This is a genomic window from Streptomyces sp. JH34 (assembly GCF_029428875.1).
GTDB lineage: Bacteria > Actinomycetota > Actinomycetes > Streptomycetales > Streptomycetaceae > Streptomyces.
In genome coordinates, this window is sequence record NZ_JAJSOO010000001.1 from 5,240,897 (window position 1) to 5,267,046 (window position 26,150).

Consider the following 26,150-nt stretch of genomic DNA (forward strand, 5'->3'; position numbering starts at 1 on the left):
AGTGCGGCACACCTGTGCGGTTCACGTAAGGGCGTACCTACGCGACACGCCGGCTACCGGAGAGTGCAGGTCCGAGCTGGTCCAGGTGGAGTTCCGTCAGCTCCCGGAGCGCGTCGATCCCCGCGTCCTTCCGCCCGCCCCACACCTGTCCGGTCATCCGCATCACCCCGGAGAACGCGGCGACGGCCACCCGGGCGCGCGGATCCGCCTCCGGGTCGATCCCCTCACGCTCCGCGATCAGCGCGGTGGTCTGCTGCTCCAGGCCGACGGTGCGCCGCGTGTGGGCGGCACGCAGCGCGGGGGTCGATTCGATCATCCGGTAGGCCCGTACCCGGAGTTCGGGTGTCATGTCCGTTCCGCCGGATTCGGGAAGGGTGCTCCAGGCGTGCAGGACGGCCTGCCGCATCGCCTCGAAGGGCGTCTCGGAGGCCGGGCGTTGACGCAGTTCCGCGAGGAAGCGCGCGTCCACCGCCTCCTGGACGGCGAGGGCGACGGCCTCCTTGCTCACGAAATAACGGAAGAAGGTGCGCTGGGAGACCTCGACGGCTTCCACGATCTCGTCGACCGTGGTCCGGTCGTACCCCTGCGTGAGGAACAGCCGGAGGGCGGCGTGCAGCAGGGCCTCGCGGGTGCGTCGCTTCCTGCTCTCGCGCAATCCGCACGGAGCTCCCGGCAGGGGAACTCCGGATGTCTGCCCGCGTGTCACGTGCCGGACCTCATTTCACTGCTTCTACCTGTTCAGAGTACCTGTGAGCTACACGACGGTTACTGTCTCGTGAATTGGTTTGTCAACTGTCAGTGGCTGCCATAACGTCCTGCGCATGACTAGTCGGACCACTGTCGAGAAGGCCCCGCGGGAGCCTGAGGACACCCTTGTTCCCGCACCGGCGAACGGGCTGCGCGGCCACCCCTGGCTGACGCTCTTCGCCGTCGCCGTCGGCGTGATGATGGTGGCGCTCGACGGCACGATCGTCGCGATCGCCAACCCCGCGATCCAGCAGGACCTCGGTGCCTCGCTCGCCGACGTCCAGTGGATCACCAACGGCTACATGCTCGCCCTCGCGGTCTCGCTGATCACCGCGGGCAAGCTCGGTGACCGCTTCGGCCACCGCCAGACGTTCCTGATAGGAATCGCGGGGTTCGCCGCCGCCTCGGCGGCCATCGGCCTCTCCGGCAGCGTGTCCCTGGTGATCGTCTTCCGCGTGCTGCAGGGCCTCTTCGGCGCCCTGCTGATGCCCGCGGCACTCGGTCTGCTGCGCGCCACCTTCCCCGCCGAGAAGCTGAACATGGCGATCGGCATCTGGGGCATGGTGATCGGCGCCTCGACCGCGGGCGGTCCCATCCTCGGCGGCGTACTCGTGGAGCACGTCAGCTGGCAGTCCGTCTTCTTCATCAACGTGCCCGTCGGTGTGATCGCGCTCCTCTTCGGCCTCGTGATCCTCAGGGACCACCGCGCCGAGAACGCGCCGAGGTCCTTCGACATCGGCGGCATCGTCCTGCTGTCGCAGGCGATGTTCTGCCTGATCTGGGCCCTGATCAAGGGCTCGGAGTGGGGGTGGGGCGACTGGAGGACGATCGGCTTCCTGGGCGCCTCCGTCATCCTGTTCGTCGTGTTCGCGCTCTCCCAGAAGAACGTCCGCGAGCCGTTGATCCCCCTGGCCATGTTCCGCTCCGTGCCGCTGTCGGCCGGTGTGGTCCTGATGGTGCTGATGGCGTTCGCCTTCATGGGCGGCCTGTTCTTCGTCACGTTCTACCTGCAGAACGTCCATGGCATGAGCCCGGTCGACAGCGGACTGCACCTGCTGCCGCTGACCGGAATGATGATCGTCGGCTCGCCGCTCGCCGGCGTCGCGATCACCCGGTTCGGCCCGCGGGTGCCGCTGGTCGGCGGCATGGTGTCCGTCGCGATCGCCATGTTCGGCATGTCCCAGCTGACCATCGGCACCGGCACGCTGACGATGTCGCTCTGGTTCGCACTGCTCGGATTCGGCCTCGCGCCGGTCATGGTCGGCGCCACCGAGGTCATCGTGGGCAACGCCCCGATGGAGCTCTCCGGTGTCGCGGGCGGTCTCCAGCAGGCCGCGATGCAGGTCGGCGGCAGCCTCGGCACGGCTGTCCTGGGCGCCGTCATGGCCGCCCAGGTCGACGCGAGGCTCGACGACAACTGGAAGGCCGCGGCGCTTCCGCCGGTCGACCCGGCGCAACTGGACCAGGCGTCGGCCGCCGTCAAGGTCGGTATGCCGCCGGTCGCACCCGGCACCCCGCCGGAGATCGCGGCGAAGATCACGGACGTCGCCCATGACACGTTCGTGTCGGGCATGAGTTCCGCCTTCATGGTCGCGGGCATCGTCGCCGTGGTCGCCGCACTGGTCGCCACGCTCACCAAGCGCGGCGCGAACGCCGAGGCGGGGATGGGCGCAGGCCACATCTGATCCCTCGGCGGCACCCTGGCGCCCCGGGCGGCCCGCAGGTCCCGGGCGTCAACACAGCGCACCCGACAGCCCCGCCGGAAGGTTCCGGCGGGGCTGTCGCCTATCAGGGTGGTCCGCCGCCCGCCCTCTTCCCGGCCCTCACTTCCGCAGGTCAGAGTGCGGACATGTGAGCCACCCGGCTCGCTCGACCACGGGGGTTGAACCACCATGCGCACCACCGTCCTCGCCGCCACCCTGGCGGCCACCGCACTCGTCCCGGCCACCGCCCTGTCCTCGGACGCCACGCCGACCGCCCACCACGGGGCCACCGGACAGCGGCACGCCCGCAGCGCCCCGCAGGCCGCACCGGCGGGGCTCGCGCCGTGCGGCTCGGGACAGCTCTGCCTCTGGGCGAAGCCCGACTTCAAGGGGGCCGCCCAGTCACACGAACTGTCCACCGTCGACATCGAGAGCTGCGTCCCCCTGCCGTCCGGCACATCCGCACAGGCCCTGGTGAACCGCACCGGGCGGCCCGTCACCACCTACCAGTCGGCCGAGTGCGCCGAGACCGGCGAGTTCGAGACCTACCCGGGCGGCGGCACCTGGGTGCCCCGGTCCCCGTACACGGTGAGGGCCTTCAAGATCTGGGAGAGCTGAGCGGCCCCGGGCCCGGACACGCCGGAGGGCGGCGGGGTCCTCGACCCCGCCGCCCTCCGGTTTCGCCGGGAGTCCTACGCGTCGCCACCGGCCGGGCCGGGGCCCGCCGCGGCCACGTCCAGCAGCTCGTAGCGGTCCAGCGCCGTCTTCAGCGCCGAACGGTCGATCTTTCCTTCCTTCGCCAGCTCGGTGAGCACCGCCAGCACGATCGACTGCGCGTCGATGTGGAAGTAGCGGCGGGCCGCACCACGGGTGTCGGCGAAGCCGAAGCCGTCCGCACCCAGCGACTGGTACGCGCCGGGAATCCAGCGGGCGATCTGGTCGGGCACGGAACGCATCCAGTCCGAGACCGCCACGAACGGACCCTCGGAGCGGGACAGCTTCTCCGTCACGTACGGGACGCGCTGCTCCTCCTCCGGGTGGAGCAGGTTGTGGCGCTCCACCTCGACCGCCTCGCGGCGCAGCTCGTTCCAGGAGGTCGCCGACCAGACGTCCGCCTTCACGTTCCACTCGTCGGCGAGGATCCGCTGGGCCTCGACCGCCCACGGGACCGCCACGCCGGAGGCCAGGATCTGGGCCGGGATCTGGCCCTTCTCGCCGGCGCGGTAGCGGTGCACGCCCTTGAGGATGCCCTCGACGTCCACGTCCGCGGGCTCCGCCGGGTGCTGGATCGGCTCGTTGTAGACGGTGAGGTAGTAGAAGACGTCCTCGTTCTCCTCGGGGGTCCCGCCGTACATCCTGCGCAGACCGTCCTGGACGATGTGCGCGATCTCGAACCCGAACGCCGGGTCGTAGGAGACGCATGCCGGGTTCGTCGAGGCGAGCAGCTGCGAATGGCCGTCCGCGTGCTGCAGACCCTCACCGGTGAGGGTCGTACGTCCGGCGGTCGCTCCCAGCACGAAACCGCGCGAGAGCTGGTCGGCCATCTGCCAGAACTGGTCTCCGGTTCGCTGGAAACCGAACATCGAGTAGAAGACGTACACCGGGATGAGCGGCTCACCGTGCGTCGCGTACGCCGAACCCGCGGCGATCAGCGAGGCCGTGCAGCCCGCCTCCGAGATGCCGTCGTGCAGCATCTGCCCGGTCGGCGACTCCTTGTACGCGAGGAGGAGCTCACGGTCCACCGACTCGTACTGCTGCCCCAGCGGGTTGTAGATCTTCGCGCTCGGGAAGAACGCGTCCATGCCGAACGTGCGGTACTCGTCGGGCGCGATCAGCACGAAACGCTTGCCGATCTCCTTGTCCCGCATGAGCTCCTTCAGGACACGCACGAACGCCATGGTCGTGGCGATCGACTGCTGACCCGAACCCTTCTTCGCGGTCGCGTACGCCTTCTCGTCAGGAAGGGGCAGCGGCTTCGCCCGCACCACACGCGTCGGGACGTAACCGCCCAGACCCTGGCGGCGGTCGTGCATGTACTGGATCTCCTCCGAGTCGCGGCCCGGGTGGTAGTACGGCGGGTTGCCTTCCTCCAGCTGCTTGTCCGCGATCGGGATGTGCAGACGGTCACGGAAGCGCTTGAGGTCGTCCGCCGTGAGCTTCTTCATCTGATGGGTCGCGTTGCGGCCTTCGAAGTTCGGCCCGAGCGTCCAGCCCTTGACCGTCTGCGCGAGGATCACCGTCGGCTGACCCTTGTGGGCCTTGGCCGCCGCGTACGCCGCGTAGACCTTCCGGTGGTCGTGACCGCCGCGGCCCAGGTGCAGGATCTGGTGGTCGGACATGTCCTTGACCATGTCCCGCAGCCGCGGGTCGTCACCGAAGAAGTGCTCGCGGATGTACGCCCCGGTCTCGGTGGCGTACGTCTGGAACTGGCCGTCCGGAGTGGTGTTCAGCTTGTTGACCAGGATGCCCGTGCGGTCCTGCGCGAGCAGCGGGTCCCAGCTGCGGTCCCAGACCAGCTTGATGACGTTCCACCCGGCGCCGCGGAACTGCGACTCCAGCTCCTGGATGATCTTTCCGTTGCCGCGGACCGGGCCGTCGAGGCGCTGCAGGTTGCAGTTCACCACGAAGGTCAGGTTGTCCAGGCCCTCACGGGCGGCGATGGACAGCTGGCCGAGCGACTCCGGCTCGTCCATCTCGCCGTCGCCGAGGTAGGCCCAGACGTGCGAGCCGGAGGTGTCGGCGATGCCGCGCGCCTCCATGTAGCGGTTCATCCGCGCCTGGTAGATCGCGCCGAGCGGGCCGAGGCCCATCGAGACGGTGGGGAACTCCCAGAAGTCCGGCATCGACCGCGGGTGCGGGTAGCTGGACAGCGCGTGCCCGGCCTTCGACTTCTCCTGGCGGAAACCGTCGAGCTGCGCCTCGCTGAGCCGGTCCAGCAGGTAGGCGCGGGCGTAGATGCCCGGGGACGCGTGCCCCTGGAAGAAGATCTGGTCGCCGCCCCGGCCGTCGTCCTTGCCCCGGAAGAAGTGGTTGAAGCCCACGTCGTACAGGGAGGCGGAGGAGGCGAAGGTGGCGATGTGACCGCCGACACCGATCCCGGGCCGCTGGGCGCGGGAGACCATCACCGCGGCGTTCCAGCGGGTCGCGTTGAGGACCTTGCGCTCGATCTCCTCGTCGCCCGGGAAGAACGGCTCGTCCTTCGTGGCGATCGTGTTGATGTAGTCGGTGCTGCGCATCTCGGGCACGGCCACGCGCTTCTCGCGCGCGCGCTCGATGAGCCGGAGCATCAGATAGCGGGCCCGCTCCCGGCCGCGCTCGTCGACGGCGGCGTCGAGGGAGTCCAGCCATTCCTGGGTCTCTTCGGGATCGAAGTCCGGGACCTGACTGGGAAGGCCGCCAATGATGATCGGGTTGCGATCGGATGCGGAAGCCACGCTGTTCCTTCGCTGTTCGGTGGTGCTCTTCGGGGCCTGGTTGCGGGGAACGTACCCCCGGGCCGGAGGCGTAAGCCGCCTCCATCGTGTACCGCGCGGACCCAAACGTCACCTCTACTGTGGGGTAACACAAGGTTCCCGGACACCGTGTCCGGGCACCAGTACCAGCAGCGCGAGGGCGGTCCTGCCCAAACCGCAACCATACGCCCGACCCGGCCAAACGATTCCAAAGCCCGTTCGAATCCGAATGGCGGAGCGAAACGGCATAAGCTGAGGAAGGACGTAAAGGGTCCGGACAGCATTTCCGGACCCGCGGGAGACATGCCGGACGTTGCGGTGACGTGGCAGGGAACGTCACCGTTTAGGCGGTCTCGGACGCCGGGTACTTGCGCGATTCGCCGAGCCCGTGTGGACTACGGCCAATGCCCCGCGCACGCGCGTGGCTGCAGCATTTTCCGAAACATGATCAGGAGGCAACCCGTGAGCGCGACCGCGGACCACGCGGAGGAGCGGACCAACACAGCCGTCAGGCTTGGGTTCGAACCCGGACAGGTGGTCCAGGAGATCGGCTACGACGACGACGTCGAGCAGGAGCTCCGTGAGGGCATTGAGGCCACAATCGGCCAGGAACTCGTCGACGAGGACTACGACGACGTCGCTGACGTCGTCCTGCTCTGGTTCCGCGACGAGGACGGCGACCTTACGGACGCGCTGGTGGATGCCATTGGTCTGATCGAGGACGGTGGCACGGTCTGGCTGCTGACGCCCAAGACCGGCCGAGACGGATACGTCGAGCCCAGCGACATCAACGAGGCTGCCCAGACAGCTGGTCTTGCCCAGACCAAGAGCATCAACGCGGGCAAGGACTGGACGGGCAGCCGTCTGGTCACCCCCAAGGGGGCCAAGGCCAAGCGCTGAGCTCTTCCATCACCACCGAGGGCCTCCGACGGCAGCACGCCGGCGGGGGCCCTCGTACGTCCCGCCGCGGGTCCGCCCGGATTCCGCGGGGGACGCTGCGTAGGGTGGGTTTCACCCGGACGGCCCAGGCCGGGAAGTGTGACGTTTGCGAAGGGATGCGTTCTACATGGCGATCGAGGCCGGCACGAAGGCTCCGGATTTCGAGCTGAAGGACAACCACGGGCGGACCGTGAAGCTCTCCGACTTCCGGGGAGAGAAGAACGTGGTGCTGCTCTTCTACCCCTTCGCCTTCACCGGCGTCTGCACGGGGGAGCTGTGCGCACTCCGTGACGAGCTGCCCGCGTTCGAGAACGACGACACCCAGCTGCTCGCCGTCTCCAACGACTCGATCCACACCCTGCGCGTCTTCGCCGAGCAGGAGGGGCTCGAGTACCCGCTGCTGTCGGACTTCTGGCCGCACGGTGGGACCTCGCGGGCGTACGGCGTCTTCGACGAGGACAAGGGCTGCGCGGTGCGCGGCACGTTCGTCATCGACAAGGAGGGCGTGGTGCGCTGGACCGTCGTCAACGGTCTGCCGGACGCGCGCGACCTGAACGACTACATCAAGGCACTCGACTCGATCTGATCCGAGGTGGGCGGGGACCGGACGCCTCCGGTTCCCCGGCGAGGACCCTGGCCCCCGGCCGGTTCGTGACCTGGGGCCCGTGAGGTGCGGGATCCGGGGTTTGCGAATCGCCGGATCCGGGGATCTCCTGGCGGCGACCGGCCAAAAGCCTGTTTTGGCCGGGAACCGGTCACTAGGATCCAATCGTTGATCCGATGCCAACGCACGACGGGGGCGCTGGTGTCTGCCGGCCCTCTCAAAACTTTTGGAGGACTCGTGGGAGTCAGCCTCAGCAAGGGCGGCAACGTCTCGCTGACCAAGGCCGCGCCGAACCTGACGGCGGTCATCGTCGGTCTGGGCTGGGATGCCCGGACGACCACCGGCGGTGACTTCGACCTCGACGCCAGCGCTCTGCTGACGAACGCCGAGGGCAAGGTCGGCAGCGACGGGAATTTCGTCTTCTTCAACAACCTCAAGAGCCCCGACGGCTCGGTCGAGCACACCGGTGACAACCTCACCGGTGAGGGCGAGGGCGACGACGAGGTCATCAAGGTCAACCTCTCGGGCGTCCCCGCCGACGTCGACAAGATCGTCTTCCCTGTCTCGATCTACGAGGCCGAGAGCCGTCAGCAGAGCTTCGGCCAGGTGCGCAACGCGTACATCCGCGTGGTGAACCAGGCGGACAACAGCGAGCTCGCCCGCTACGACCTGAGCGAGGACGCCTCGACGGAGACCGCCATGGTCTTCGGCGAGCTCTACCGCAACGGCGCGGAGTGGAAGTTCCGTGCCATCGGCCAGGGGTACGCCTCGGGTCTGCGCGGCATCGCGCAGGACTTCGGCGTCAACGTCTGAGCCGCTCCGGAGGGAGATCCTCCGGGCACTCTCAGCTCCATCGCGTCCGGCGCCGCACCCTGTGCGGCGCCGGACGTACTCGGCAGGGCGCCCCGCGTCCGTCAGGCGCCCGTGCCGGGCTGGGAAGACCGTCATCGACTCGGGGAGGACACACCATGGGCGTCACGCTCGCCAAGGGAGGCAACGTCTCCCTCTCCAAGGCCGCACCCAATCTCACACAGGTGCTGGTCGGGCTCGGCTGGGACGCACGATCCACGACGGGAGCCGACTTCGACCTCGACGCCAGCGCACTGCTGTGCCAGTCGGGCCGGGTCCTCGGCGACGAGTGGTTCGTGTTCTACAACAACCTCACCAGCCCCGACGGCTCGGTCGAGCACACCGGTGACAACCTCACGGGGGAGGGCGACGGCGACGACGAGTCCGTCATCGTGAACCTCACGCAGGTGCCGGCGCACTGCGACAAGATTCTTTTCCCGGTGTCCATCCATGAAGCCGACAATCGTGGGCAGACATTCGGTCAGGTCAGCAACGCTTTCATCCGGGTCGTCAACCAGGCGGACGGCCAGGAGTTGGCGCGGTACGACCTCACCGAGGACGCGTCGACGGAGACGGCGATGATCTTCGGCGAGCTCTACCGATACGGCGGGGAGTGGAAATTCCGTGCAGTCGGACAGGGGTACGCGTCAGGGCTCCGGGGCATCGCTCTAGACTTCGGGGTCAACGTTTCGTAAAGCCGCGCACGGCGCGGGGGAGCCCCTTACTCAACCGGGGGAGACCCGTTACATACACGATGGGGTAGCCAGTGCTTCTGAAAACCTTCGGCTGGTCGTTCGCGGTGACCGCGATCGGCCTGGTCGCAGCGGTGTTCTACGGGGGGTGGCAGGCGTTCGGCATCGTCGCGATCCTGTCGGTCCTGGAGATCTCGCTGTCCTTCGACAACGCGGTGATCAACGCCGGGATCCTGAAGAAGATGAATGCCTTCTGGCAGAAGATCTTCCTCACCGTCGGTGTCGTCATCGCGGTCTTCGGTATGCGGCTGGTCTTCCCCGTCGTGATCGTGGCCATCAGTGCGCAGCTGGGGCCGATCGAGGCGATCGACCTCTCCTTCAACGACCCTGACCGGTACAAGGAGCTGGTGACGGACGCCCATCCGTCGATCGCCGCGTTCGGTGGCATGTTCCTGTTGATGATCTTCCTCGACTTCATCTTCGAGGACCGTGACATCCAGTGGCTGCGCTGGATCGAGCGTCCGCTGGCCAAGCTCGGCAAGGTCGACATGCTGTCGGTCTGTGTCGCGCTGATCGTGCTGCTGGTCTCGGCGATGACGTTCGCGACCCACGCGCACCAGCACGGCGGGGGGCACGCCGACAAGGCGTCGACCGTCATGCTCTCGGGTATCGCGGGTCTGATCACCTATCTCGTGGTCGGCGGTCTCTCCGGGTTCTTCGAGAACAAGCTCGAGGAGGAGGAGGAGCGCGAGCAGGAGGCGGAGGAAGAGGCCAGGAAGGCCGGGAAGCCGGTGTCCGGGGTCCTTCTCGCGGGCAAGGCCGCGTTCTTCATGTTCCTCTACCTCGAGGTCCTGGACGCGTCGTTCTCGTTCGACGGTGTCATCGGTGCCTTCGCCATCACCAACGAGATCGTGCTGATGGCCCTGGGTCTGGGTATCGGCGCGATGTACGTGCGTTCGCTCACCGTGTACCTGGTGCGTCAGGGAACGCTGGACGACTACGTCTACCTGGAGCACGGCGCGCACTACGCGATCGGCGCCCTGTCGGTCATCCTGCTGGTGACCATCCAGTACCAGATCAACGAGCTCATCACCGGTTCCGTCGGGGTCATCCTGATCGGCTGGTCCTTCTGGTCCTCGGTGCGGCGCAACAAGGCGATCGAGGCGGCCGGCGGATCCGATTCCAAGGCGGAAGTCTCCTCCGGGGTGTGACCCGGTAGGGATTGAGGAACGCTCTCTCTGCGGGGCGGCCCACGGCGGCGGTTATCCGGGAACACCCGGACCCGACCCGGTGGCCGCCCCGCAGTGGTGTGCGGGGCGTGTGGCGCCGTATGCGCGGGGTCGGCGGTTACTAGGGATACATATGGGGGTTGGGATGGCCTTCTGGGACGGCCTTTTTCCGCGCCGGGCGGCGCAGTTCGAGTCGGGTAACTCCGCGACGAACTCGATCGTGCTGTCCAAGCGCAACGCCACGGTCTCGCTGAACAAGCAGGGCGCCCTGTCGGGCAACCTGCGCGTCAACCTGTCGTGGCGGATGCGCACGTCGGACATCGGCGGGCGGTCGCGGCAGAGCGGCCGGCTGCTGCGTCCGCTGAAGCTCTTCCAGCCCGACGTGGTGCAGGCGCACACCCAGGGCATGGTCAACGTCGACCTGGACCTCGGCTGCATGTACGAACTGGCCGACGGGACGCGGGGCGTGGTGCAGCCCCTGGGCAATCTCATAGGCGACCTGAACGCGGCCCCCTACATCAGGCTCAGCGGGGACGACCGCTTCGGGGCGCCGTCGGGCGAGACCGTCTACGTGAACCTCGACAAGCGCGACGAGATCAAGCGCCTGCTGTTCTTCGTGTACATCTACGACCAGACCCCGGCCTTCGACCGTACGCACGCCAAGGTGACGCTCTATCCGGGCAACGGCCCGCGCATCGAGATCGAGCTGGACGAGAGGGCCCCGCAGGCCCGCTCCTGCGCCGTGTTCACCGTGGACAACACCAAGGGTGAACTCGTCGTGCGCCGCGAGGTGAAGTTCGTCTACGGCTTCCAGTCGGAGCTGGACCGCATGTACGGCTTCGGTATGCAGTGGGGACGCGGCTACAAGACGCGGGCCTGAGTGAGCGCCGTGGAGGGCCGCCCCACCCCGGGCTCATGTCCGGAGGAACTGCGGGCCCTGCGGGGGGAGCACGAAATTCGGGTCGGCGGCAGGGGCGGCCGCCGCAGCGGGCTGCGGATAGCCGTACGCCGGCGGTTCGGCGGGCTGTGGGTAGCCGTAGGCGGGCTGGGGGGCCGCCGTCGGCTGCTGCGGGTAGCCGTAGGCCGGCTGGGGCGTCACGGCGGGCTGTGGGTAGCCGTACGCGGGCTGCTGGTGCTGGACCGTGGCCTGGGAGTCGGGCGACGGTGCGGTGCTCGCCTGCGCCGGCGGGGCGGACTCGGAGGTCTCGGAGGGGCCGGGCACGGCAGCGGGACCGGGCTCGGACGCCGCCTCGGCCTCGTCCACCGAGATCCCGAAGGCGGTCGCCAGCCCGACGAGGCCCGTGGGGTATCCCTGTCCCACGGCCCGGAACTTCCAGCCGTCCCCGCGCCGGTACAGCTCGCCGCAGATGACCGCGGTCTCCTCGCCCGTCTCCGCCCGCACGTCGAAGTGCGCGAGCGGCTCACCGTCGGCGGACGCCGCGTCGTACAGCGATATCCGCAGGTCCGTCACCCGCTCGAACGCCGCCTCGTCGCAGGACGCGGCGATGACCACCTGGTCCACGGAGGGGTCGAGCGAGGAAAGGTCCGCCTCGATCGTGTCCGTGAGCCCTTCGGGCGAGCTGCGCTTGGGCAGACGCCGCACGAGGCCCGACGGATGCCGCGGCTGGTTGTAGAAGACGAAGTCCTCGTCGGAACGCACCTGTCCGGAGGGGCCGATCAGCAGCGCCGAGGCGTCCACGTCCGGGACACCGGCGCCGGGGGTCCAGCGCAGCACGGCCCGTACGGCCGTGGCGTCGAGGGGGACGTTCGAACCCTTCAGCATCGCGTGCGTCATGGCGGTCATCCTGCCTGCTGGTGGGGCGCGCGGACAACGCGGGGGTACGAACCAGTAGGCCAGGCATCGGTCGCCGGGGTCGTACAGGCGCGCCGCGAGAGGTGTGAGATACACCGGGGACACCGGAAGTTCATACGGTCCGGGAACCGACGACACCTGACCGAACGTACTATTACCGGCCATACGTTTATCCGGTCTCCATGACAGTACGGGGGAATCACATGCGTCATTTCGGGCACATCTCGCCCGCTGTCCGGGAGAGCCTGTTCTTCAGGGAGCCGTGCGAATTCGACGCCGGCTCCGCCTCCCGCATGCTGAGCGCGGCCCTGGGGGCCACGCTCTACAGCCCCGCCACCCGGCCCAGACTGGCCGACGACGTGATCAAGCAGACCGGCCTCGGCGTGGTCTCCATGGTGCTCTGCCTGGAGGATTCCATCGACGACGCCGAAGTGGTCGGCGCCGAGGCCAATCTGGTCCGGCAGTTCGCCGACCTCGACGCGCGCGACGTCGAGGCGCCGCTCCTTTTCATCCGCGTCCGCGAACCGGACCAGATCTCCGACCTCGTACGACGGCTCGGAACCTCCGTCCGATTGTTGTCCGGATTCGTACTTCCGAAATTCACGGAAGAGCGGGGCGAGCTCTTCCTGGAGGCCCTCACCGCCGCCGAAGCGGACAGTGGACACCGGCTGTTCGCGATGCCCGTCCTCGAATCACCCGAACTCCTGCACCTGGAGACCAGGGGCGAGACCCTCCGGGGAATCGCCCGTACCGTCGACAAGTACCGCGACCGGATCCTGGCGCTGCGGCTCGGAGTCACCGACTTCTGCTCCGCCTACGGCCTGCGCAGGGCCCCCGACATGACGGCGTACGACGTCCAGATCGTCGGTGCCGTCATCGGAGACGTCGTCAACGTGCTGGGAAGGGCGGACGGCACCGGGTTCACCATCACCGGACCCGTGTGGGAGTACTTCCGTCTCCAGGAGCGGATGTTCAAACCCCAGCTGCGCCGCAGCCCCTTCATGGGGCGGGCCGAGGAACTGCGCACCACGCTCATCGAGCACGACCTGGACGGGCTGCTGCGCGAGATCGAGCTCGACCGCGCCAACGGACTGCTCGGCAAGACCTGCATCCACCCGTCCCACGTCCTGCCCGTGCACGCGCTGTCCGTCGTCAGCCATGAGGAGTACAGCGACGCCCAGGACATCCTGCGGCCCGAGCGGGGCGGCGGCGGGGTGCTGCGTTCCTCGTACACGAACAAGATGAACGAGGTGAAGCCGCACCGTGCCTGGGCCGAGCGCACCCTGCAGCGGGCCGAGGTCTTCGGCGTGGCACGCGAGGACGTCGGATTCGTGGAGCTCCTCGCCGCCGGCCTGACGGACTGAGCGCGGGCATGGGTGAGCGTGTGACGGAAGAATCCGAGCACATACCGGAAGAAGAGGCAGTGGACGTGGAGTGGTCGGGTAACTGGGTCGCGGAGCGCCTCGGCGTCGAGCTCGTCGGTGACGGGGAGCTCCGGGAACTGCTGGGCCTCGCCCTGCGCCGCAACCCCAAGCGGGCCCATCTGCTCGTGTCGAACGTCCTGGGCAAGCACGTGCCGCAGCGGCCGTCCGTGGTCCACGGCGTGGGCTTCGAGCTCGGCGAACGGGTACGGGACCTGCTGGGCGAGGCAGAGGCCCGCCGCGCGGTCGTCCTCGGCTACGCGGAGACGGCGACCGGCCTCGGCCACGCCGTCGCGGACGGGCTCGGGGTGGCGCCGTACCTCCATTCGACCCGGCGCCCCGTCGCCGGCGTCGCCCAGGCGGGCGGTTTCGAGGAGGCGCACTCGCACGCCACCTCCCATCTGCTGCTGCCCGAGGACCCCGATCTGCTGAAGGCCTCCGCGGAGGGCTCGCCGCTGGTCCTGGTCGACGACGAGTTCTCCACCGGCAACACCGTCCTCAACACCATCCGCGCCCTCCACGCCCGCTACCCCAGGGGCCGGTACGTCATCGTCGCCCTGGTGGACATGAGGTCCGAGGCCGACCAGGGGCGGCTCGCCGAGTTCGCCGAGGAGATCGGCGCCCGGGTGGACCTGATCGTCCGGGCCCGCGGCACCGTGCGTCTGCCCGAAGGCGTCCTGGAGAAGGGGCGGAGCCTGGTGTCCGCGCACGACGCGGACCACGCGGCGACCGAACCCCCCGCGCCCCGGTCCGTCCCCGTACGCGTCGCCCTCGACTGGCCGGCAGACGTTCCCGACGGCGGCCGGCACGGCTTCAGCCCCGCCCACCGAGCCGCCCTGGAAGCCGCTCTCCCGGGCATGGCCGCCCGTGTCGCCGACGCCCTGGGCGACGCCCGCAGGGTGCTCGTACTCGGCTTCGAGGAGCTGATGTACGCGCCCCTGAGGCTCGGCACCGCACTGGAAGGCGCCACCACGGCCGACGTGCGCTACTCCACCACCACCCGCTCGCCCGTGCTCGCCGTCGACGACCCCGGCTACGCGATACGCAGCCGCCTCGTCTTCCCCGCCCACGACGACCCGGCCGACGGGCCCGGCGACCGGTACGCCTACAACGTCGCGGGCGGCGGCTTCGACGCCGTCGTCGCCGTCGTCGACTCCGCCGCGGACACCCCGGCCCTGCACGCCCCCGACGGACTGCTCGCCCGGCTCGCCGGGCACACCGACCGGGTGCTGCTCGCGGTCGTCCCCTCGTACCTGCCGTCGCCGGCCACCGACGGCGCCCACTCGCCGACGACGGGCAGGATCCTTTCGCCGGCCTCCGCGCCGTCACCGACCTCCCACAGGCAGGAAGCCGCCATGCTGCCCGAACCCCTCCGGGGACCCGCCTTCTCCTCCTACGCGGCGGACGAGGTCGGCTGGCTGCTCCAGGACCTCTCCGACACGCCCCTGGAGGCCCCCACGGAGGAGCGCGAGGAGGCGATCCAGAGCGGCGGCGCGCACTACGCCGAATCACTGCCCGTCGAATACCAGCCCAGCCCTCGGTACCAGGAGCTGTTCAAGGCCGCCCTGGGTACCTCGGCGGCCCGTATCGCCCGGGCCGTCGGCACCGTCACCGAGACCGTCCTCGCCGAACGCTCCCGCCCCGGGGAACACTCGCCGGACCGCCCGGGCGCGGGAACCCCCGTCCTGGTCTCCCTGGCCCGGGCCGGCACCCCCGTCGGGGTGCTCATGCGCCGATGGGCCCTGCACCGGCACGGCCTCGACCTGCCGCACTACGCCGTCTCCATCGTCCGGGGCCGCGGCATCGACGCCAACGCCCTGCGCTGGCTGGCCGCCCACCACGACCCGGCGGACGTCGTCTTCGTCGACGGCTGGACCGGCAAGGGTGCCATCACCCGCGAACTCGCAGCGGCGGTCGAGGAGTTCGAGGGCTTCAACCCGGAGATCGCCGTACTGGCCGACCCGGGCGGCTGCGTAGGGACGTACGGGACGCGTGAGGACTTCCTCATCCCGTCGGCCTGTCTCAACTCCACGGTGTCCGGGCTCGTCTCCCGTACGGTCCTGCGCTCCGACCTCGTCGGCCCGCACGACTTCCACGGCGCGAAGTTCTACCGCGAACTCGCGGACTCCGACGTCTCCGGGCTGTTCCTCGACACGGTCGCATCCCGGTTCGACGAGGTCGCCGACGCCGTGGACGCCGAGGCCAAGGAACTCCTCGCCGCGGACCGCGCCCCCACCTGGGAGGGCTGGGCCGCGGTGGAACGCATCAGCGAGGAGTACGGGATCCACGACGTGAACCTGGTCAAGCCCGGCGTCGGGGAGACGACCCGGGTCCTGCTGCGCCGCGTGCCCTGGAAGATCCTGGCCAAGCGCGGAGCGGGCGCCGACCTCGACCACGTACGGCTGCTCGCCGAGCAGCGCGGCGTCCCCGTCGAGGAGGTCGACGAACTTCCCTACACCTGCGTCGGGTTGATCCACCCCAAGTACACCCGGGGTGCCACCGGCGCGGACGGCACGGCGGTGACGGCGAAGTGAGCGGAACCGTGAACGCCCCCGAGGGCGCGGCGCCGAAGACTCCCGTGACCCTGGTGGCCAGCGACCTCGACCGCACCCTCATCTACTCGGCGGCGGCCCTGCAGCTGACCATGCCGGACGAGCGGGCCCCCCGCCTGCTCTGCGTGGAGGTCTACGGCCGGGCGCCCCTCTGCTACATGACGGAGACCGCCGCCGCGCTGCTCGACGAACTGGCCCGGACCACGGTGTTCGTACCGACCACCACCCGGACCCGGGAGCAGTACGGCCGCATCCACCTCCCCGGCCCCGCCCCCCGGTACGCGATCTGCGCCAACGGCGGCCACATCCTGGTCGACGGCGTCTCCGACCCGGACTGGCAGGAGCACGTGACCGGCCGGATCGCCGGCGAGTGCGCCTCCCTCGCCGAGGTCCGCGCCCACCTCCAGGCTGCCGCCGACCCCTCCTGGCTGCTCAAGGAACGGATCGCCGAGGACCTCTTCGCCTACCTCGTCGTCGACCGCGCCGCGCTCCCCGAGGGCTGGGTCAAGGAACTCACGGCGTGGGCCGACCCCAAGGGCTGGACGGTCTCCCTCCAGGGCCGCAAGATCTACGCCGTACCCAAACCGCTCACCAAGAGCGCCGCCATGCGCGAGGTGGCCCGCCGTACCGGCGCCACGCAGACGCTCGCCGCCGGTGACTCCCTCCTGGACGCCGACCTGCTGCTCGCCGCCGACCGGGCCTGGCGCCCGGGCCACGGCGAACTCGCCGACTGCGGCTGGGGCGCGCCCGACACCGAGGTGCTCAGGGAGCGGGGTGTCGCCGCGGGCGAGGAGATCCTGCGCCGCTTCCTGCGCGCCGCCGACACGCAGGGGGCGGATCGCTGAGCACCCGCGGGCGATCTTCGGCAAGCTGGCCGGGCCGTCGCGAACCGAGGAGACCCGCATGACCAAGGGCAACAGCACCAAGATCACCGATGAGCTCTACGCGTACACCCTGGCGCACAACCCCCCGCTGGACGCCGTGCAGCGCGAGCTGGTGGAGACCACCTACGCCGAGCTGCCCGGCCACGCGGGCATGCAGTCGGCGCAGGAGCAGGGACCGCTGCTCGCCTTCCTCGTCCGGCTGACGGGGGCCCGCCACATCGTCGAGGTCGGGACCTTCACCGGCTTCTCCGCGCTGTCGATGGCCCAGGCACTGCCCGCGGACGGGGTGCTGATCGCCTGCGACATCTCCGAGGAGTGGACGGCGTACGGGCGGGACGCATGGCGGAAGGCAGGCGTCGACGACCGGGTCGACCTGCGGATCGCGCCCGCGCTGGACACCCTGCGCGCGATGCCGGCCGAACCCCACATCGACATGGCCTACCTCGACGCCGACAAGGGCAACTACATCGCGTACTGGGAGGAACTCGTCCCGCGCATGCGCCCCGGCGGGCTCGTCGTCACCGACAACGTCCTCTTCCACGGAGGCGTCATCGATCCCCTGGCCACCGGGGACACGGCGGCCATCAGGGGCTTCAACGACCACGTGGCCGCCGACGACCGGATGGAGAGCGTGCTGCTGACCGTCGCGGACGGACTGACGCTCTCGCGCCGCAGGTGACCGAACGGGGCCTCCGCCTCCGGGCTCACAGGTGACCGGGCGGGGCCTCCGCCTCCGGGCTCACAGGTGATTGGACGGTCCTCCGGCTCCGGGCTCAGCCGCAGCAGCCGCCTCCGCAGCAGCCTCCGCCGCCGCCCGACGATGGGGCCGGAGCGGCGGAGGATGCGGAGCCGGCCAGGCCCACGGTGGAGAGCAGCTTCACGGTGTCCTCGTGCCCGGAGGGGCAGGAGGCGGGGTCGGACGACTCGGCCATCGGACGGCTGAGCTCGAACGTCTCGCCACAGGGGCGGCAGCGGTACTCGTAACGGGGCATGGCCCCAGATTAGAGCCTCTTCCCCTTCGCGACCTCGGGCATCGCGGCGAGAGCGCGGCGTCGCCGCTCCTCCGTCGCGACCTGCTCGGGGTGGCGGGCCCGCCAGTACGGATTGTCGTGGGGCAGCCCGCCGCTGACCCGTCCGTACATGCCGAACATCATCAGCAACAACCCGACCACGAAGCTGAACAGCACGTTCTGCATATGGAACGCCAGGAAGTTCAGGCCGGTGTCCAACAGCGCCAGATTCACGAACCCGCTGACGATGAAGGCGATGCCCAGGATCATGTTCAGGGTCGAGGCGAAGTTCCCGCCGATGACCATGCCGACGAAGAGCAGCAGCCCGACGCAGATGGACAGGATGCTGAGCGTGCCGTTGGTGTTGAGCCCCGCCACCGTGTCGCCGCCGGTGTCGAAGAAGCCGATGCGGTCGATGAGCCCCAGGACGCCGAAGGCGACGAGGACCAGGCCCATCAGGCCCGCCCCCACCCGGTACACCTGGCTGAGCCGGTGGTCGACGGGCAGGTGCTCGTCGAGGTTCGTGGCCTTCCGGTGGGAGGGTGCGCCGCGCCGGCGCGTGGGACGCAGGACGTGTGTGGCCATGACGGCCTCCTTCGGCCGCTTGCGGCCAGGGACGTCTCGGCGGAAGCCGCTGAGTACATCCAGGATCGGCCCACCGGCTGCCGGGGACAAATCAGCCCATCCCGGGTCTGCGCCTTCGGTGCCGCCCTGCCGCACCTGCCCGTCAGCGGTCCGGGGGAGCGCTCACGCTCCGCCGCCCAGCTCCTCGCGGATCGCGGACACGACCTGGTTCGCGGTCCGGCGCACCGCCTCCGTCTCGGTGAGGAAGTGCCAGTAGTCGGGATGCCGCCCGTCGAGCCCGGCGATCGCCCGCTCCAGCCGCGCCACGGCGTCGTCGAGCGGGCGGGCATGGCGCGGGTCGGGGGTGTTGCGGCCGGCCATGGCCAGCCGCTGCGCGTCCCGGATCGCGAAGCGGGTGCGGTCGGTCTCCGCCTGCGGACTCCTTGCGACCGCGTCGAGCCGCCGCAGCCGGTCCCCGGCGGCGGACACGGCCTCATCGGTCGCGTTGAGCAGCGCCCGCACCGTACTCAGACGGGACGTCGCATCGGCCCAGCGCTGCTCGGACCGCGCCGCGGCGGCCTCCACCAGCTTCTCCTCGGCCTGCCGCACGTTGACCGCGGCCTGCTCGGGAACCGGCTGGAGGTCCTGCCAGCAGGCGGCCGAGAAACGCCGCCTGAGCTCGCTGAGCACCGGCTCGACCTGCCCGGCGCGTGTCGTCAGCGCCTCGGCCCGGGTGCGCAGCGACACCAGCCTCCGGTCGATCTCGGCGGCCCGCTCGGGAAGCCGGTCCGCTTCCGCCCGCACCGCCTCGGCGTCACGCAGCACCTGGTCCGCGCGCTGCAGTGTCTCGGCCACCCCATGGCGTCCCGCGCCCTGGTTGAGCTTGGTCAGCTCCGGGGCGAGAGCCGCGAGCCGGGCGGCGAGATCGTCGGCCCGCAGCCCGGAGGCGCGTACGGCGTCCAGGGCGTTACTCGCGGCGAGCAACGCCTGCCGGGCCCGCTCCACGGCGGGAGCGAGCCGCGCGAGCTGCGTCTCCGCGCTGCTGAGCAGGCTCCCGAGTCCCTGGGAGAAGCGGTCCAGCTCACCCTTCACCCGCACGAGATCGTCCTTGGCCCGGGTCAGCTGGGTGCGCGCACCAGCCGCCGCCGAGGGCTCCAGATCGTCCCGGTCGAGATCGTGGGCGTCGACCGCGGTGATGTAGGTGTGACTGACGTCGTCGATCCGACGGCCCAGTGCCGCGAAGTCCTCCGCGGCCTTGCGGGCACGCGGTGAACTGTCCACGGCGGTGATCGTCTCGATCGAGATCTGGAGATCGCGCTGAGCGGTGTCCAGCTCGTAGAAAGCCGCGGCCGCCGCGTCCTTCGCGGCCTGTGCGTCGGCCCGCTGATTCTCCCCACGGCCACCGAACCAGCGGCGCGTACCCCCGCCCGCGAAGGCGGCCGGCAGCGCCGCGACGACGAGGGGGACCGGCAGCAGCATCAGCACCAGGACGTCCCTGACGGCACAACCAACACTCGCTTGCGCCTCCGGCCGCGTGTGTGTCGCCGTCACATCCCTCTCCCGTGCCGATTCGCCCTGCCCGGTTCATTCTCGCACCAGTAAGGACGAACGCACGGGCCGGTTAGTTCGCGCTTCGGACAGTGACTTCACCGTTGTCGCTGCGCGCCTTCACCACGTGCCCGCTGCTCCCGCTGCGCGGCACGTCGACCGAGACGTCACCGTTGTCGGCCTCGGCGGACACGGCGTACGTCTGCTTCCCGCCCGGCAGGGTGACCGAGACGCTCCCGTTGTCGCTCACGGTGTCGACCAGGTCGGGGACCGCCGAGAACCCCAGCTCGACCGTCCCGTTGTCCGAACGGGCGATCACGGAACGCCCCGTGATCCGCTCCGCCTCGATCGAGCCGTTGTCGGCGTGCAACTCGAGAGGTCCGGAGGCGTCACGCACGCCGACCGCGCCGTTGTCGGCGGAGATCTTGAGCGCGGTGGCGAAGCCGGCGGCGACGACCTCCCCGTTGTCCCCCTCCACGGTCAGGGCCAGCCCGCGGGGCACCTTCACCTCGTGGTGCGCCTCACAGTTGCTGATCACCGCCCGGCACTTCACCTCGAGCTTCAGCTCGTCGCCTTCGAGCTTCCACACGGGGTCCGGTCCGCTGCCCAGCAGGACCCACCCGTCGACCCGGCGGGTCACCTCGATCTCCTGCACATCGGCGGACACGAGGTCCAGGCTCGAGTTCTCGGCGTCGATGGTCAGCGCCTTCCCGCTGAAGGCGAACGACTTGTGCTCGGCGGGAGCGCCCTCCGCGTCCGTGCTGCCACAGCCACTGAGGGCGGCGACGAGAAGCACGGTCCCGGCAGCGGCGACGAGCGTTTCGGTGCGGCGTGTGCGAACGGTCATGATCTGGAGTCCCCCTGAGAGCGCTGCCGGTGTGGCACCACCGTATGTACGGGCCCACCCCTCGTACGATCCGGACGGCTACCGTCTCCGGGGTGGGGATATCCCCCGTACGGCCCGGGCGGGCCCGTCCGGCCTCGGGGGAGCGGGGGGACCGCGCGGACAGGCGGCCGGGCCGGAACCGGATTGCCGATGGGGGCGGCGGGCCATGTAACCTGTTGCCTCATCCACGGGTGCGTAGCTCAGGGGTAGAGCGCTGCTCTTACAAAGCAGATGTCGGCGGTTCGAAACCGTCCGCGCCCACCAGTCAGAACGCCCCCGCAGCGAGCCGCTGCGGGGGCGTTGACGGTAGTAGGCGACGGCAGCGCCTCGGCCGCGGGATGCTTCTGCCTCCGTCTCGGATGCCCCGGGCCTGGGTGCGTGAGCGGTGGGTTGGGGAGTGCGGCGAACTGCCGCCTCGCCCCTGAAACTCCACCGACCTTGACGCGCCAGATCGGGCGGTTGCTCCCTCTGCCACACTGGGCGATCCGCCGCAGGGTGGCGTCAAGTGGGGGGTGGGCCGTGGGAGCGGCTTTCGGGGCTGTCGTGCTTGGCGCGCTTTTCTCAGTGATCGCGCTCGCGCTGACCGGGTCCGTACTGGCCATTCACGCGCTGATCCTCGGACGAATCCCCGGCCGCCGGCTACAGCGGCACGTCAAGCGGCCAAGGGTGTGGGGAGCAGGCGTCCTCCTGCTGGTGTGGGGCGCATTCTGGTCTTCGAGTGCCGCTGTCATCGGAGCGGGACTCGTCGCCATCGCGTACGTACGGATACCGGCGTCCTGAACGGGCCATCCGGCGATGACATCAGCGGCTGACGCCAACGGGGCCCGACAGTCGGCGGATCCCGGCGGGTATGCCCGGCATGTAGACGCGGCAGCGGAGCCTGTTGGCCATGCTGCGCGGTGCCCATAAACCGATCGGACAAGGTGAGGGCAGGCCTCAAAGCCTTGACCCGCGTAGGAGCGCCGCCCCCGGTTGCGGCCGGCGCCCGTATTCCTGACTCGGTCACCGAGGCGTGCGCGCCAGGCTCGGCAGCCGACGCCGTTCGCCGAGACCGGATCCACCGAGTCTCCGCGGTCCGCGGTTCAGCCTGCAGCCAGGATCTCCACTCCCCGCGCCACGAGCTGCTCGACGACCGCGTGGTCGGGGCCGGCGTCCGTGATCACTCCGCTGATGTCCTCCCAGGGCAGGACGCGGAAGCGTGAGGCTGTGCCGATCTTCTCGGACGACGCGAGGACATACGTGTCCGCGGCCCGGGCCGCCAGGGCTCGCTTCATCGCGGCCTCCTCCGCGTCGCCGGTGGTCAGCCCCGCCTCCGGGTGGACGCCCGTGACGCCGAGCAGGCAGACGTCGGCCGAGACGTTCTGGGCGGCTTCCACCGCCGCCGCACCGCAGGCCACCGCCGAGTGCTTGAAGATGCGGCCGCCGAGCAGGAAAACCTCGGCCCGCGGATGTTCGGTCATCGCGGCCGCGATCGTCGGGCTGTGGGTGATCACCGTGCACGCCAGTTCCGGCGGAAGCGTGCGGGCGACGGCGAGGGCGGTGGTGCCGCCGTCCAGGATCAGCGCGCTGCCCGGGCGCACCAGGGCCGCCGCCGTCCTGGCGACCTTCCGTTTGCCGTCGGGGGCGACGGACTCGCGGGTGGTGTAGTCCGCCACAGCCGGGGAGACCGGCAGCGCTCCGCCGTAGACCCGGTGGCAGAGTCCCTCGGCGGCCAGGTCGCGGAGGTCGCGCCGCACGCTGTCCTCCGAGATGCCCAGATCAGCGGCGACGTTCTTGGCCACGACCTTGCCCTCGCGGGCGAGGAGGCCCAGCAGGTGGTCGCGTCGTTCAGCAGCCAGCATCCGCATTCTCTCCCGTTGTTGCGCGTTTCTGCATGTATCGTAGCGCCCCATGACCGAAAAGCCGAAGCTCATCGTCATGGCCGGGTCCTGTCGCCCCGGCGCCGATCGCGACCCGCACGCCAGAGCCGCCGACCTCGCCCAGCTCTCCGGGGACTCCGCCGGAGCCGGTCAGGACGTGGCCGCCGCCCGTCGCCGTGGCCTGCCCGCGTCCCACGACGTGAGCGAGATCCCGCGACTCACCCGGCAGGGAGCCGCGTGAACGCCCGCCCCGGAATCGACGTCCCCGACCACCGGGGCCGTACCGGCCTCGACCGTGCCGGGCGTGACCTCGACCGCAACCCCGACGTCGTCGTCCGCGACGTGGAGCTGACCTCTCGGGGCTGGCACGTACTGCGCCGCACCACCTTCGACTACCGGCGCCGCGACGGCCGCCGGGTCACCCAGCAGCGTGAGACGTACGACCGCGGCAACGGTGCGGTGGTACTGCCGTACGACACCGGGCGCGGGTGTGTGCTCCTCACCCGCCAGTTCCGCTACCCCGCCTACGTCAACGAACACCCCGACGGCATGCTCGTCGAGGCCGCGGCCGGGCTGCTCGACGGAGACGATCCGGTCGCCGCCGTCCGCCGGGAGGCCTCGGAGGAACTCGGCGTCACGCTCGGCCCGCTCACCCGTGTCTTCGACGCCTACATGAGCCCCGGTTCGGTCACCGAGCGCCTTCACTTCTACGCGGCCCCCTACACCTCCGCGGACCGCACCGGCGGCGGAGGCGGTCTGGAGGAGGAGGGTGAGGACATCGAAGTGCTCGAAATGCCCTTCGGTGATGCCTTGGCCATGGTCCGCGACGGACGCGTCTGCGACGGCAAGACCATCATGCTCCTGCAATGGGCCGCCCTGGACGGCCCCTTCGCTCCCGCGGTGGGCAACGGCCGACACGGCGACGTCCTGACACGTCAGGGAGTGCGGTAGGTCACCAGGGCGCGGGCGGGGCTCCGGAAGGACTCGTCGGTGAAGGGGGAGCGTTCCACCAACACGCTGACCGAGGAGCTGTCGTACGTCAGGACGGGCCCCCGGACGCCGGAACCGCACAGGCCTGCCGGGAGTTCGGTCTCGCCGTCGCCGAGGGCGTACTTGGCGCTGTAACGGGAGGCGAACGCCGACGTTCCGTCAGGGACCACACCCGTCCGGTGGAGGAAGTCCGGCATCCGACGGCTCACGAAGGTGACCTGCGCGCTGCCGTTCCGGGTGAAGTAGGGGATGTCCGTGGCGTCCTCGGGTATCGCTGCGTCCACCGCGCCGACCACGTCCGACAACGGCACCTCGCTGCCCTCGCAGGCACGGGCGTCGCCGAACGGGTGGAACAGTTCGTCCTGGAACAGCCAGGTCATCCCTCCCACGGGAACCGCCAGGAGCAGTACGGCGATCGCCAGACGTGGGAGCACGCGTCCCCGCCGCGGTCGGCCGGCAGGCGCATCGCCCCCGGCCCACGCGTCGTCGGTCCTGGAATCATGAACGCCCCCTCGGCCGTGCATGCTGCGCATGCGGACACGCGGAGCCCAGGCCAGTGATCAACCGGTGGAGGAGTGGTCATGTACGCGTGGCAGCGAGGACCCTGCTGAGCGGTACGGCGGCGTCCAGCAGGGCACGGGAGCGCTCGGTGATGCTCGCGCCCCGGGCCGCGAGCGCCGCACCGATGCCCTCCCGTTCGTGTCCGCTGCGCAGGTCCGGCATCAAGGCGCGGAGCGGTGCGATCCGGTAGCCGGCACCACGCAGTTGGTGCACGATCCGGGCATCCCGGACCTGGGCCGGGGCATACCGTCTCGCCCCTCGCGGGGGGACCCGGTCCGGTACCGCCAGCCCTTCGGCGTCCCAGTGGCGCAGCGTCGAGGTGCGCACCCCGAGTGCTGTGGCGAGTTCGGAGACGCTCATCGAGTCCGACGGGCGTACGTCCTCGATCGGATCGGCCGAGATCGCGACGGCGGCCTCCTCGGCGAGTGCCAGGTCCGCACGTTCCCGGTCGAGCCGGGCGTGTGCCGCGTCGAGCAGTGCGAGCGCCTCGGCGGCCGGCTGTTCGTGCACGGCGCGGACGATCCGCTTGGCCTCGACGGGACCCGTGGCGGTCGCGAGCGCACGGTAGGCCAGTGCGGACCAGAGGTGCGTCTCCCCGTAGACCCGGTAGCCGGCGGCCGTACGGGCTGCCGGGGGCAGGACACCGTCGCGTTCCAGGTTGCGGACCTGCTGGACGGAGTAGCCGGAACGGCGCGCGACATCGACGGTGCGCAGGACCGGCGACTTGAGGGTTGTCACCTGCTGCTCCTGGGGTTTCCGGTTCGAAGTCTCCACAAGCACCTCAATGAAACGCTTGAGCACATGACCATCGACGAGATCATCGGCTTCATGCAGGGCCTTGACGGAGTCCTGGCCGTCACCCCGGCACCCGGCGACGGCTCACCGGAGATCAGCTGGGGGGACACGTTCTTCTCCTACTCTCCTGACGGAGCTGTGCCGGCGACGGCCCAGCCGTTCGCGACGATCGTGACGAAGGACTACCCGGGCGACGAGAGCTCCCTCCTCGACCGCCCGGACACCTTTCGCGTCAATGTCGCCGCCGGGAAGGACATGTTCCGCGAGTGGACCGGCCACGCGCCGGGTGAGCCGGTCATCGACACCGCCGCCGGTGTCAGCGACGCCGTGACAGCCCACCCCGTCTACGGGTCCGCCGGCTGGCTCGCCGTGGTGAACCCAGGTCCCCGGACCGATGCCGCAGTCCGCCTGTTGCTCCGTGAAGCCCATCGCCTCGCCCGTGGGCGTCATGATCGGCGGAAGGGCCCCGCGCAGGGCCGGTAGGGGATCCCTTCCCCTCAGACGCGTTCCAGCGGGCGGTGCGGGGCCGGTGGCAGCTCGGCCTCCACGGTGTCGTCCGGGCGGACCGGGCCGCCCTGGCGCACCACGGCCATGATCCCGGACTTGAAGGTGAAGTCCCCCGAGACGGCATCGAGGGCGAAGACCTCCCCGAGCAGGCCCGGCCGGAAGTCGTTGATCTTCGCGCATGGGTTGCGCAGCCCCGTCACCTCGATCACCGCACGCTCGCCGAGGTGCAGCAAGGTACCGGTGGGAAGACCGAGCAGATCGACACCCCGGGTGGTGATGTTCTCTCCGAGTTGCCCCGCGGCGACCGCATAACCCCTGAGCGCGAGCTCGTCGAAGAGCTCCTCGTGCATCAGGTGTACCTGACGCAGGTTGGGCAGGTCCGGCTCGTAGGTCATGCGGAACTGGTGGCGGATCGTCTCGCCCGCGTGGACGTCCCCCTCGACCCCGAGCCCGGCCAGCAGCGTGACGGAGGCGCGATTCGGCTTGCTGAACGAGTACGCCGCGTTGCTGCTCACCGCTGTGACCCGGCCTGTCATCGATGTCCC

The 26,150-nt window shown here is 70.0% G+C and carries 26 protein-coding genes and 1 tRNA gene; 16 read left to right on the forward strand and 11 right to left on the reverse strand.

The window, feature by feature from the left end:
• Nucleotides 1-37 precede the first annotated feature (37 nt).
• Nucleotides 38-706 carry a TetR/AcrR family transcriptional regulator gene (locus LWJ43_RS23460; RefSeq protein ID WP_462100904.1) on the reverse strand — a complete coding sequence of 223 codons (669 nt, stop codon included), beginning with the start codon at nucleotides 704-706 and terminating at the stop codon, nucleotides 38-40.
• Nucleotides 707-821: 115 nt separating this feature from the next.
• Here LWJ43_RS23460 and LWJ43_RS23465 point away from each other — a divergent pair, with 115 nt between their 5' ends.
• Complete coding sequence (locus tag LWJ43_RS23465; protein WP_277334189.1) at nucleotides 822-2,432, forward strand: MFS transporter; 1,611 nt, start codon at nucleotides 822-824, stop codon at nucleotides 2,430-2,432.
• A gap of 207 nt (nucleotides 2,433-2,639) precedes the next feature.
• Nucleotides 2,640-3,068: a peptidase inhibitor family I36 protein gene (locus LWJ43_RS23470; RefSeq protein ID WP_277334190.1), complete on the forward strand. Its 429-nt coding sequence runs from the start codon at nucleotides 2,640-2,642 to the stop codon at nucleotides 3,066-3,068.
• A gap of 74 nt (nucleotides 3,069-3,142) precedes the next feature.
• Here LWJ43_RS23470 and aceE read toward each other — a convergent pair whose 3' ends face one another.
• Nucleotides 3,143-5,884 (reverse strand): pyruvate dehydrogenase (acetyl-transferring), homodimeric type, encoded by a 2,742-nt coding sequence (gene aceE, locus LWJ43_RS23475; RefSeq protein ID WP_277334191.1) that lies wholly within the window; start codon nucleotides 5,882-5,884, stop codon nucleotides 3,143-3,145.
• Between the two features lie 480 nt (nucleotides 5,885-6,364).
• Here aceE and LWJ43_RS23480 point away from each other — a divergent pair, with 480 nt between their 5' ends.
• The 6 genes from LWJ43_RS23480 to LWJ43_RS23505 all read left to right on the forward strand — a co-directional run bounded on the left by LWJ43_RS23480 (nucleotide 6,365) and on the right by LWJ43_RS23505 (nucleotide 11,095).
• Nucleotides 6,365-6,802: a DUF3052 domain-containing protein gene (locus tag LWJ43_RS23480; RefSeq protein WP_014156471.1), complete on the forward strand. Its 438-nt coding sequence runs from the start codon at nucleotides 6,365-6,367 to the stop codon at nucleotides 6,800-6,802.
• A gap of 166 nt (nucleotides 6,803-6,968) precedes the next feature.
• Complete coding sequence (locus tag LWJ43_RS23485; RefSeq protein WP_277334192.1) at nucleotides 6,969-7,427, forward strand: peroxiredoxin; 459 nt, start codon at nucleotides 6,969-6,971, stop codon at nucleotides 7,425-7,427.
• 255 nt (nucleotides 7,428-7,682) lie between these two features.
• Nucleotides 7,683-8,258, forward strand: coding sequence for a TerD family protein (locus LWJ43_RS23490; protein WP_014156473.1), 576 nt, complete (start codon nucleotides 7,683-7,685; stop codon nucleotides 8,256-8,258).
• Between the two features lie 155 nt (nucleotides 8,259-8,413).
• Nucleotides 8,414-8,989: a TerD family protein gene (locus LWJ43_RS23495; protein ID WP_014156474.1), complete on the forward strand. Its 576-nt coding sequence runs from the start codon at nucleotides 8,414-8,416 to the stop codon at nucleotides 8,987-8,989.
• Nucleotides 8,990-9,060: 71 nt separating this feature from the next.
• Nucleotides 9,061-10,197: a DUF475 domain-containing protein gene (locus LWJ43_RS23500; protein ID WP_277334193.1), complete on the forward strand. Its 1,137-nt coding sequence runs from the start codon at nucleotides 9,061-9,063 to the stop codon at nucleotides 10,195-10,197.
• A gap of 163 nt (nucleotides 10,198-10,360) precedes the next feature.
• Complete coding sequence (locus LWJ43_RS23505) at nucleotides 10,361-11,095, forward strand: TerD family protein (protein WP_277334194.1); 735 nt, start codon at nucleotides 10,361-10,363, stop codon at nucleotides 11,093-11,095.
• Between the two features lie 33 nt (nucleotides 11,096-11,128).
• On the opposite strand, the gene LWJ43_RS23510 is transcribed toward LWJ43_RS23505, so the two are convergent.
• Entirely contained in the window at nucleotides 11,129-12,010 is an 882-nt protein-coding gene (locus LWJ43_RS23510; RefSeq protein WP_462100905.1) for a TerD family protein, read from the reverse strand.
• Nucleotides 12,011-12,231: 221 nt separating this feature from the next.
• Between LWJ43_RS23510 and LWJ43_RS23515 the strand changes: the two genes are divergently transcribed.
• The 4 genes from LWJ43_RS23515 to LWJ43_RS23530 are packed head-to-tail and all read left to right on the forward strand — an operon-like array spanning nucleotide 12,232 to nucleotide 17,564.
• On the forward strand, nucleotides 12,232-13,392 hold the full coding sequence (locus LWJ43_RS23515) for an HpcH/HpaI aldolase/citrate lyase family protein (protein WP_277334196.1): 1,161 nt from the start codon (nucleotides 12,232-12,234) through the stop codon (nucleotides 13,390-13,392).
• An 8-nt stretch (nucleotides 13,393-13,400) separates the two neighbouring features.
• A complete protein-coding gene (locus LWJ43_RS23520; protein WP_277334197.1) occupies nucleotides 13,401-15,983 on the forward strand; it encodes a phosphoribosyltransferase in 2,583 nt (860 codons plus the stop codon).
• On the forward strand, nucleotides 15,980-16,846 hold the full coding sequence (locus tag LWJ43_RS23525) for an HAD family hydrolase (protein ID WP_277334198.1): 867 nt from the start codon (nucleotides 15,980-15,982) through the stop codon (nucleotides 16,844-16,846). Before LWJ43_RS23520 ends, LWJ43_RS23525 begins: the two co-directional genes overlap by 4 nt.
• A gap of 58 nt (nucleotides 16,847-16,904) precedes the next feature.
• Nucleotides 16,905-17,564, forward strand: coding sequence for an O-methyltransferase (locus LWJ43_RS23530; RefSeq protein WP_277334199.1), 660 nt, complete (start codon nucleotides 16,905-16,907; stop codon nucleotides 17,562-17,564).
• Nucleotides 17,565-17,658: 94 nt separating this feature from the next.
• Here the strand turns inward: LWJ43_RS23530 and LWJ43_RS23535 are convergent, their stop codons facing one another.
• The 4 genes from LWJ43_RS23535 to LWJ43_RS23550 form a co-directional block, all read right to left on the reverse strand.
• Nucleotides 17,659-17,877, reverse strand: coding sequence for an FmdB family zinc ribbon protein (locus LWJ43_RS23535; RefSeq protein ID WP_277334200.1), 219 nt, complete (start codon nucleotides 17,875-17,877; stop codon nucleotides 17,659-17,661).
• Between the two features lie 9 nt (nucleotides 17,878-17,886).
• Entirely contained in the window at nucleotides 17,887-18,480 is a 594-nt protein-coding gene (locus LWJ43_RS23540; protein WP_277334201.1) for a DUF4383 domain-containing protein, read from the reverse strand.
• A gap of 162 nt (nucleotides 18,481-18,642) precedes the next feature.
• Entirely contained in the window at nucleotides 18,643-20,010 is a 1,368-nt protein-coding gene (locus tag LWJ43_RS23545; RefSeq protein WP_277334202.1) for a hypothetical protein, read from the reverse strand.
• A 70-nt stretch (nucleotides 20,011-20,080) separates the two neighbouring features.
• On the reverse strand, nucleotides 20,081-20,854 hold the full coding sequence (locus LWJ43_RS23550) for a DUF4097 family beta strand repeat-containing protein (RefSeq protein ID WP_277334203.1): 774 nt from the start codon (nucleotides 20,852-20,854) through the stop codon (nucleotides 20,081-20,083).
• 228 nt (nucleotides 20,855-21,082) lie between these two features.
• On the opposite strand from LWJ43_RS23550, the gene LWJ43_RS23555 reads away from it, so the two are divergent.
• A tRNA-Val gene (locus LWJ43_RS23555) sits at nucleotides 21,083-21,157 on the forward strand.
• Between the two features lie 818 nt (nucleotides 21,158-21,975).
• Here LWJ43_RS23555 and LWJ43_RS23560 read toward each other — a convergent pair.
• A complete protein-coding gene (locus tag LWJ43_RS23560; RefSeq protein ID WP_277334204.1) occupies nucleotides 21,976-22,734 on the reverse strand; it encodes a DeoR/GlpR family DNA-binding transcription regulator in 759 nt (252 codons plus the stop codon).
• Between the two features lie 49 nt (nucleotides 22,735-22,783).
• Between LWJ43_RS23560 and LWJ43_RS23565 the strand changes: the two genes are divergently transcribed.
• Together LWJ43_RS23565 and LWJ43_RS23570 are read left to right on the forward strand one after the other, a co-directional pair.
• On the forward strand, nucleotides 22,784-22,993 hold the full coding sequence (locus tag LWJ43_RS23565) for a hypothetical protein (protein ID WP_277334205.1): 210 nt from the start codon (nucleotides 22,784-22,786) through the stop codon (nucleotides 22,991-22,993).
• A complete protein-coding gene (locus tag LWJ43_RS23570; protein ID WP_277334206.1) occupies nucleotides 22,990-23,703 on the forward strand; it encodes an NUDIX domain-containing protein in 714 nt (237 codons plus the stop codon). Before LWJ43_RS23565 ends, LWJ43_RS23570 begins: the two co-directional genes overlap by 4 nt.
• On the opposite strand, the gene LWJ43_RS23575 is transcribed toward LWJ43_RS23570, so the two are convergent.
• Nucleotides 23,688-24,176 carry a hypothetical protein gene (locus LWJ43_RS23575; protein WP_277334207.1) on the reverse strand — a complete coding sequence of 163 codons (489 nt, stop codon included), beginning with the start codon at nucleotides 24,174-24,176 and terminating at the stop codon, nucleotides 23,688-23,690. The two genes, LWJ43_RS23570 and LWJ43_RS23575, sit on opposite strands and share 16 nt — an antisense overlap.
• A gap of 145 nt (nucleotides 24,177-24,321) precedes the next feature.
• Entirely contained in the window at nucleotides 24,322-25,041 is a 720-nt protein-coding gene (locus tag LWJ43_RS23580) for a MerR family transcriptional regulator (protein ID WP_277334208.1), read from the reverse strand.
• Nucleotides 25,042-25,104: 63 nt separating this feature from the next.
• Between LWJ43_RS23580 and LWJ43_RS23585 the strand changes: the two genes are divergently transcribed.
• Nucleotides 25,105-25,581 carry a DUF6194 family protein gene (locus LWJ43_RS23585; protein ID WP_277334209.1) on the forward strand — a complete coding sequence of 159 codons (477 nt, stop codon included), beginning with the start codon at nucleotides 25,105-25,107 and terminating at the stop codon, nucleotides 25,579-25,581.
• A 14-nt stretch (nucleotides 25,582-25,595) separates the two neighbouring features.
• On the opposite strand, the gene LWJ43_RS23590 is transcribed toward LWJ43_RS23585, so the two are convergent.
• Nucleotides 25,596-26,141, reverse strand: a complete 546-nt coding sequence (locus LWJ43_RS23590; protein WP_277334210.1) for an MOSC domain-containing protein — start codon at nucleotides 26,139-26,141, stop codon at nucleotides 25,596-25,598.
• Nucleotides 26,142-26,150: the final 9 nt, after the last annotated feature.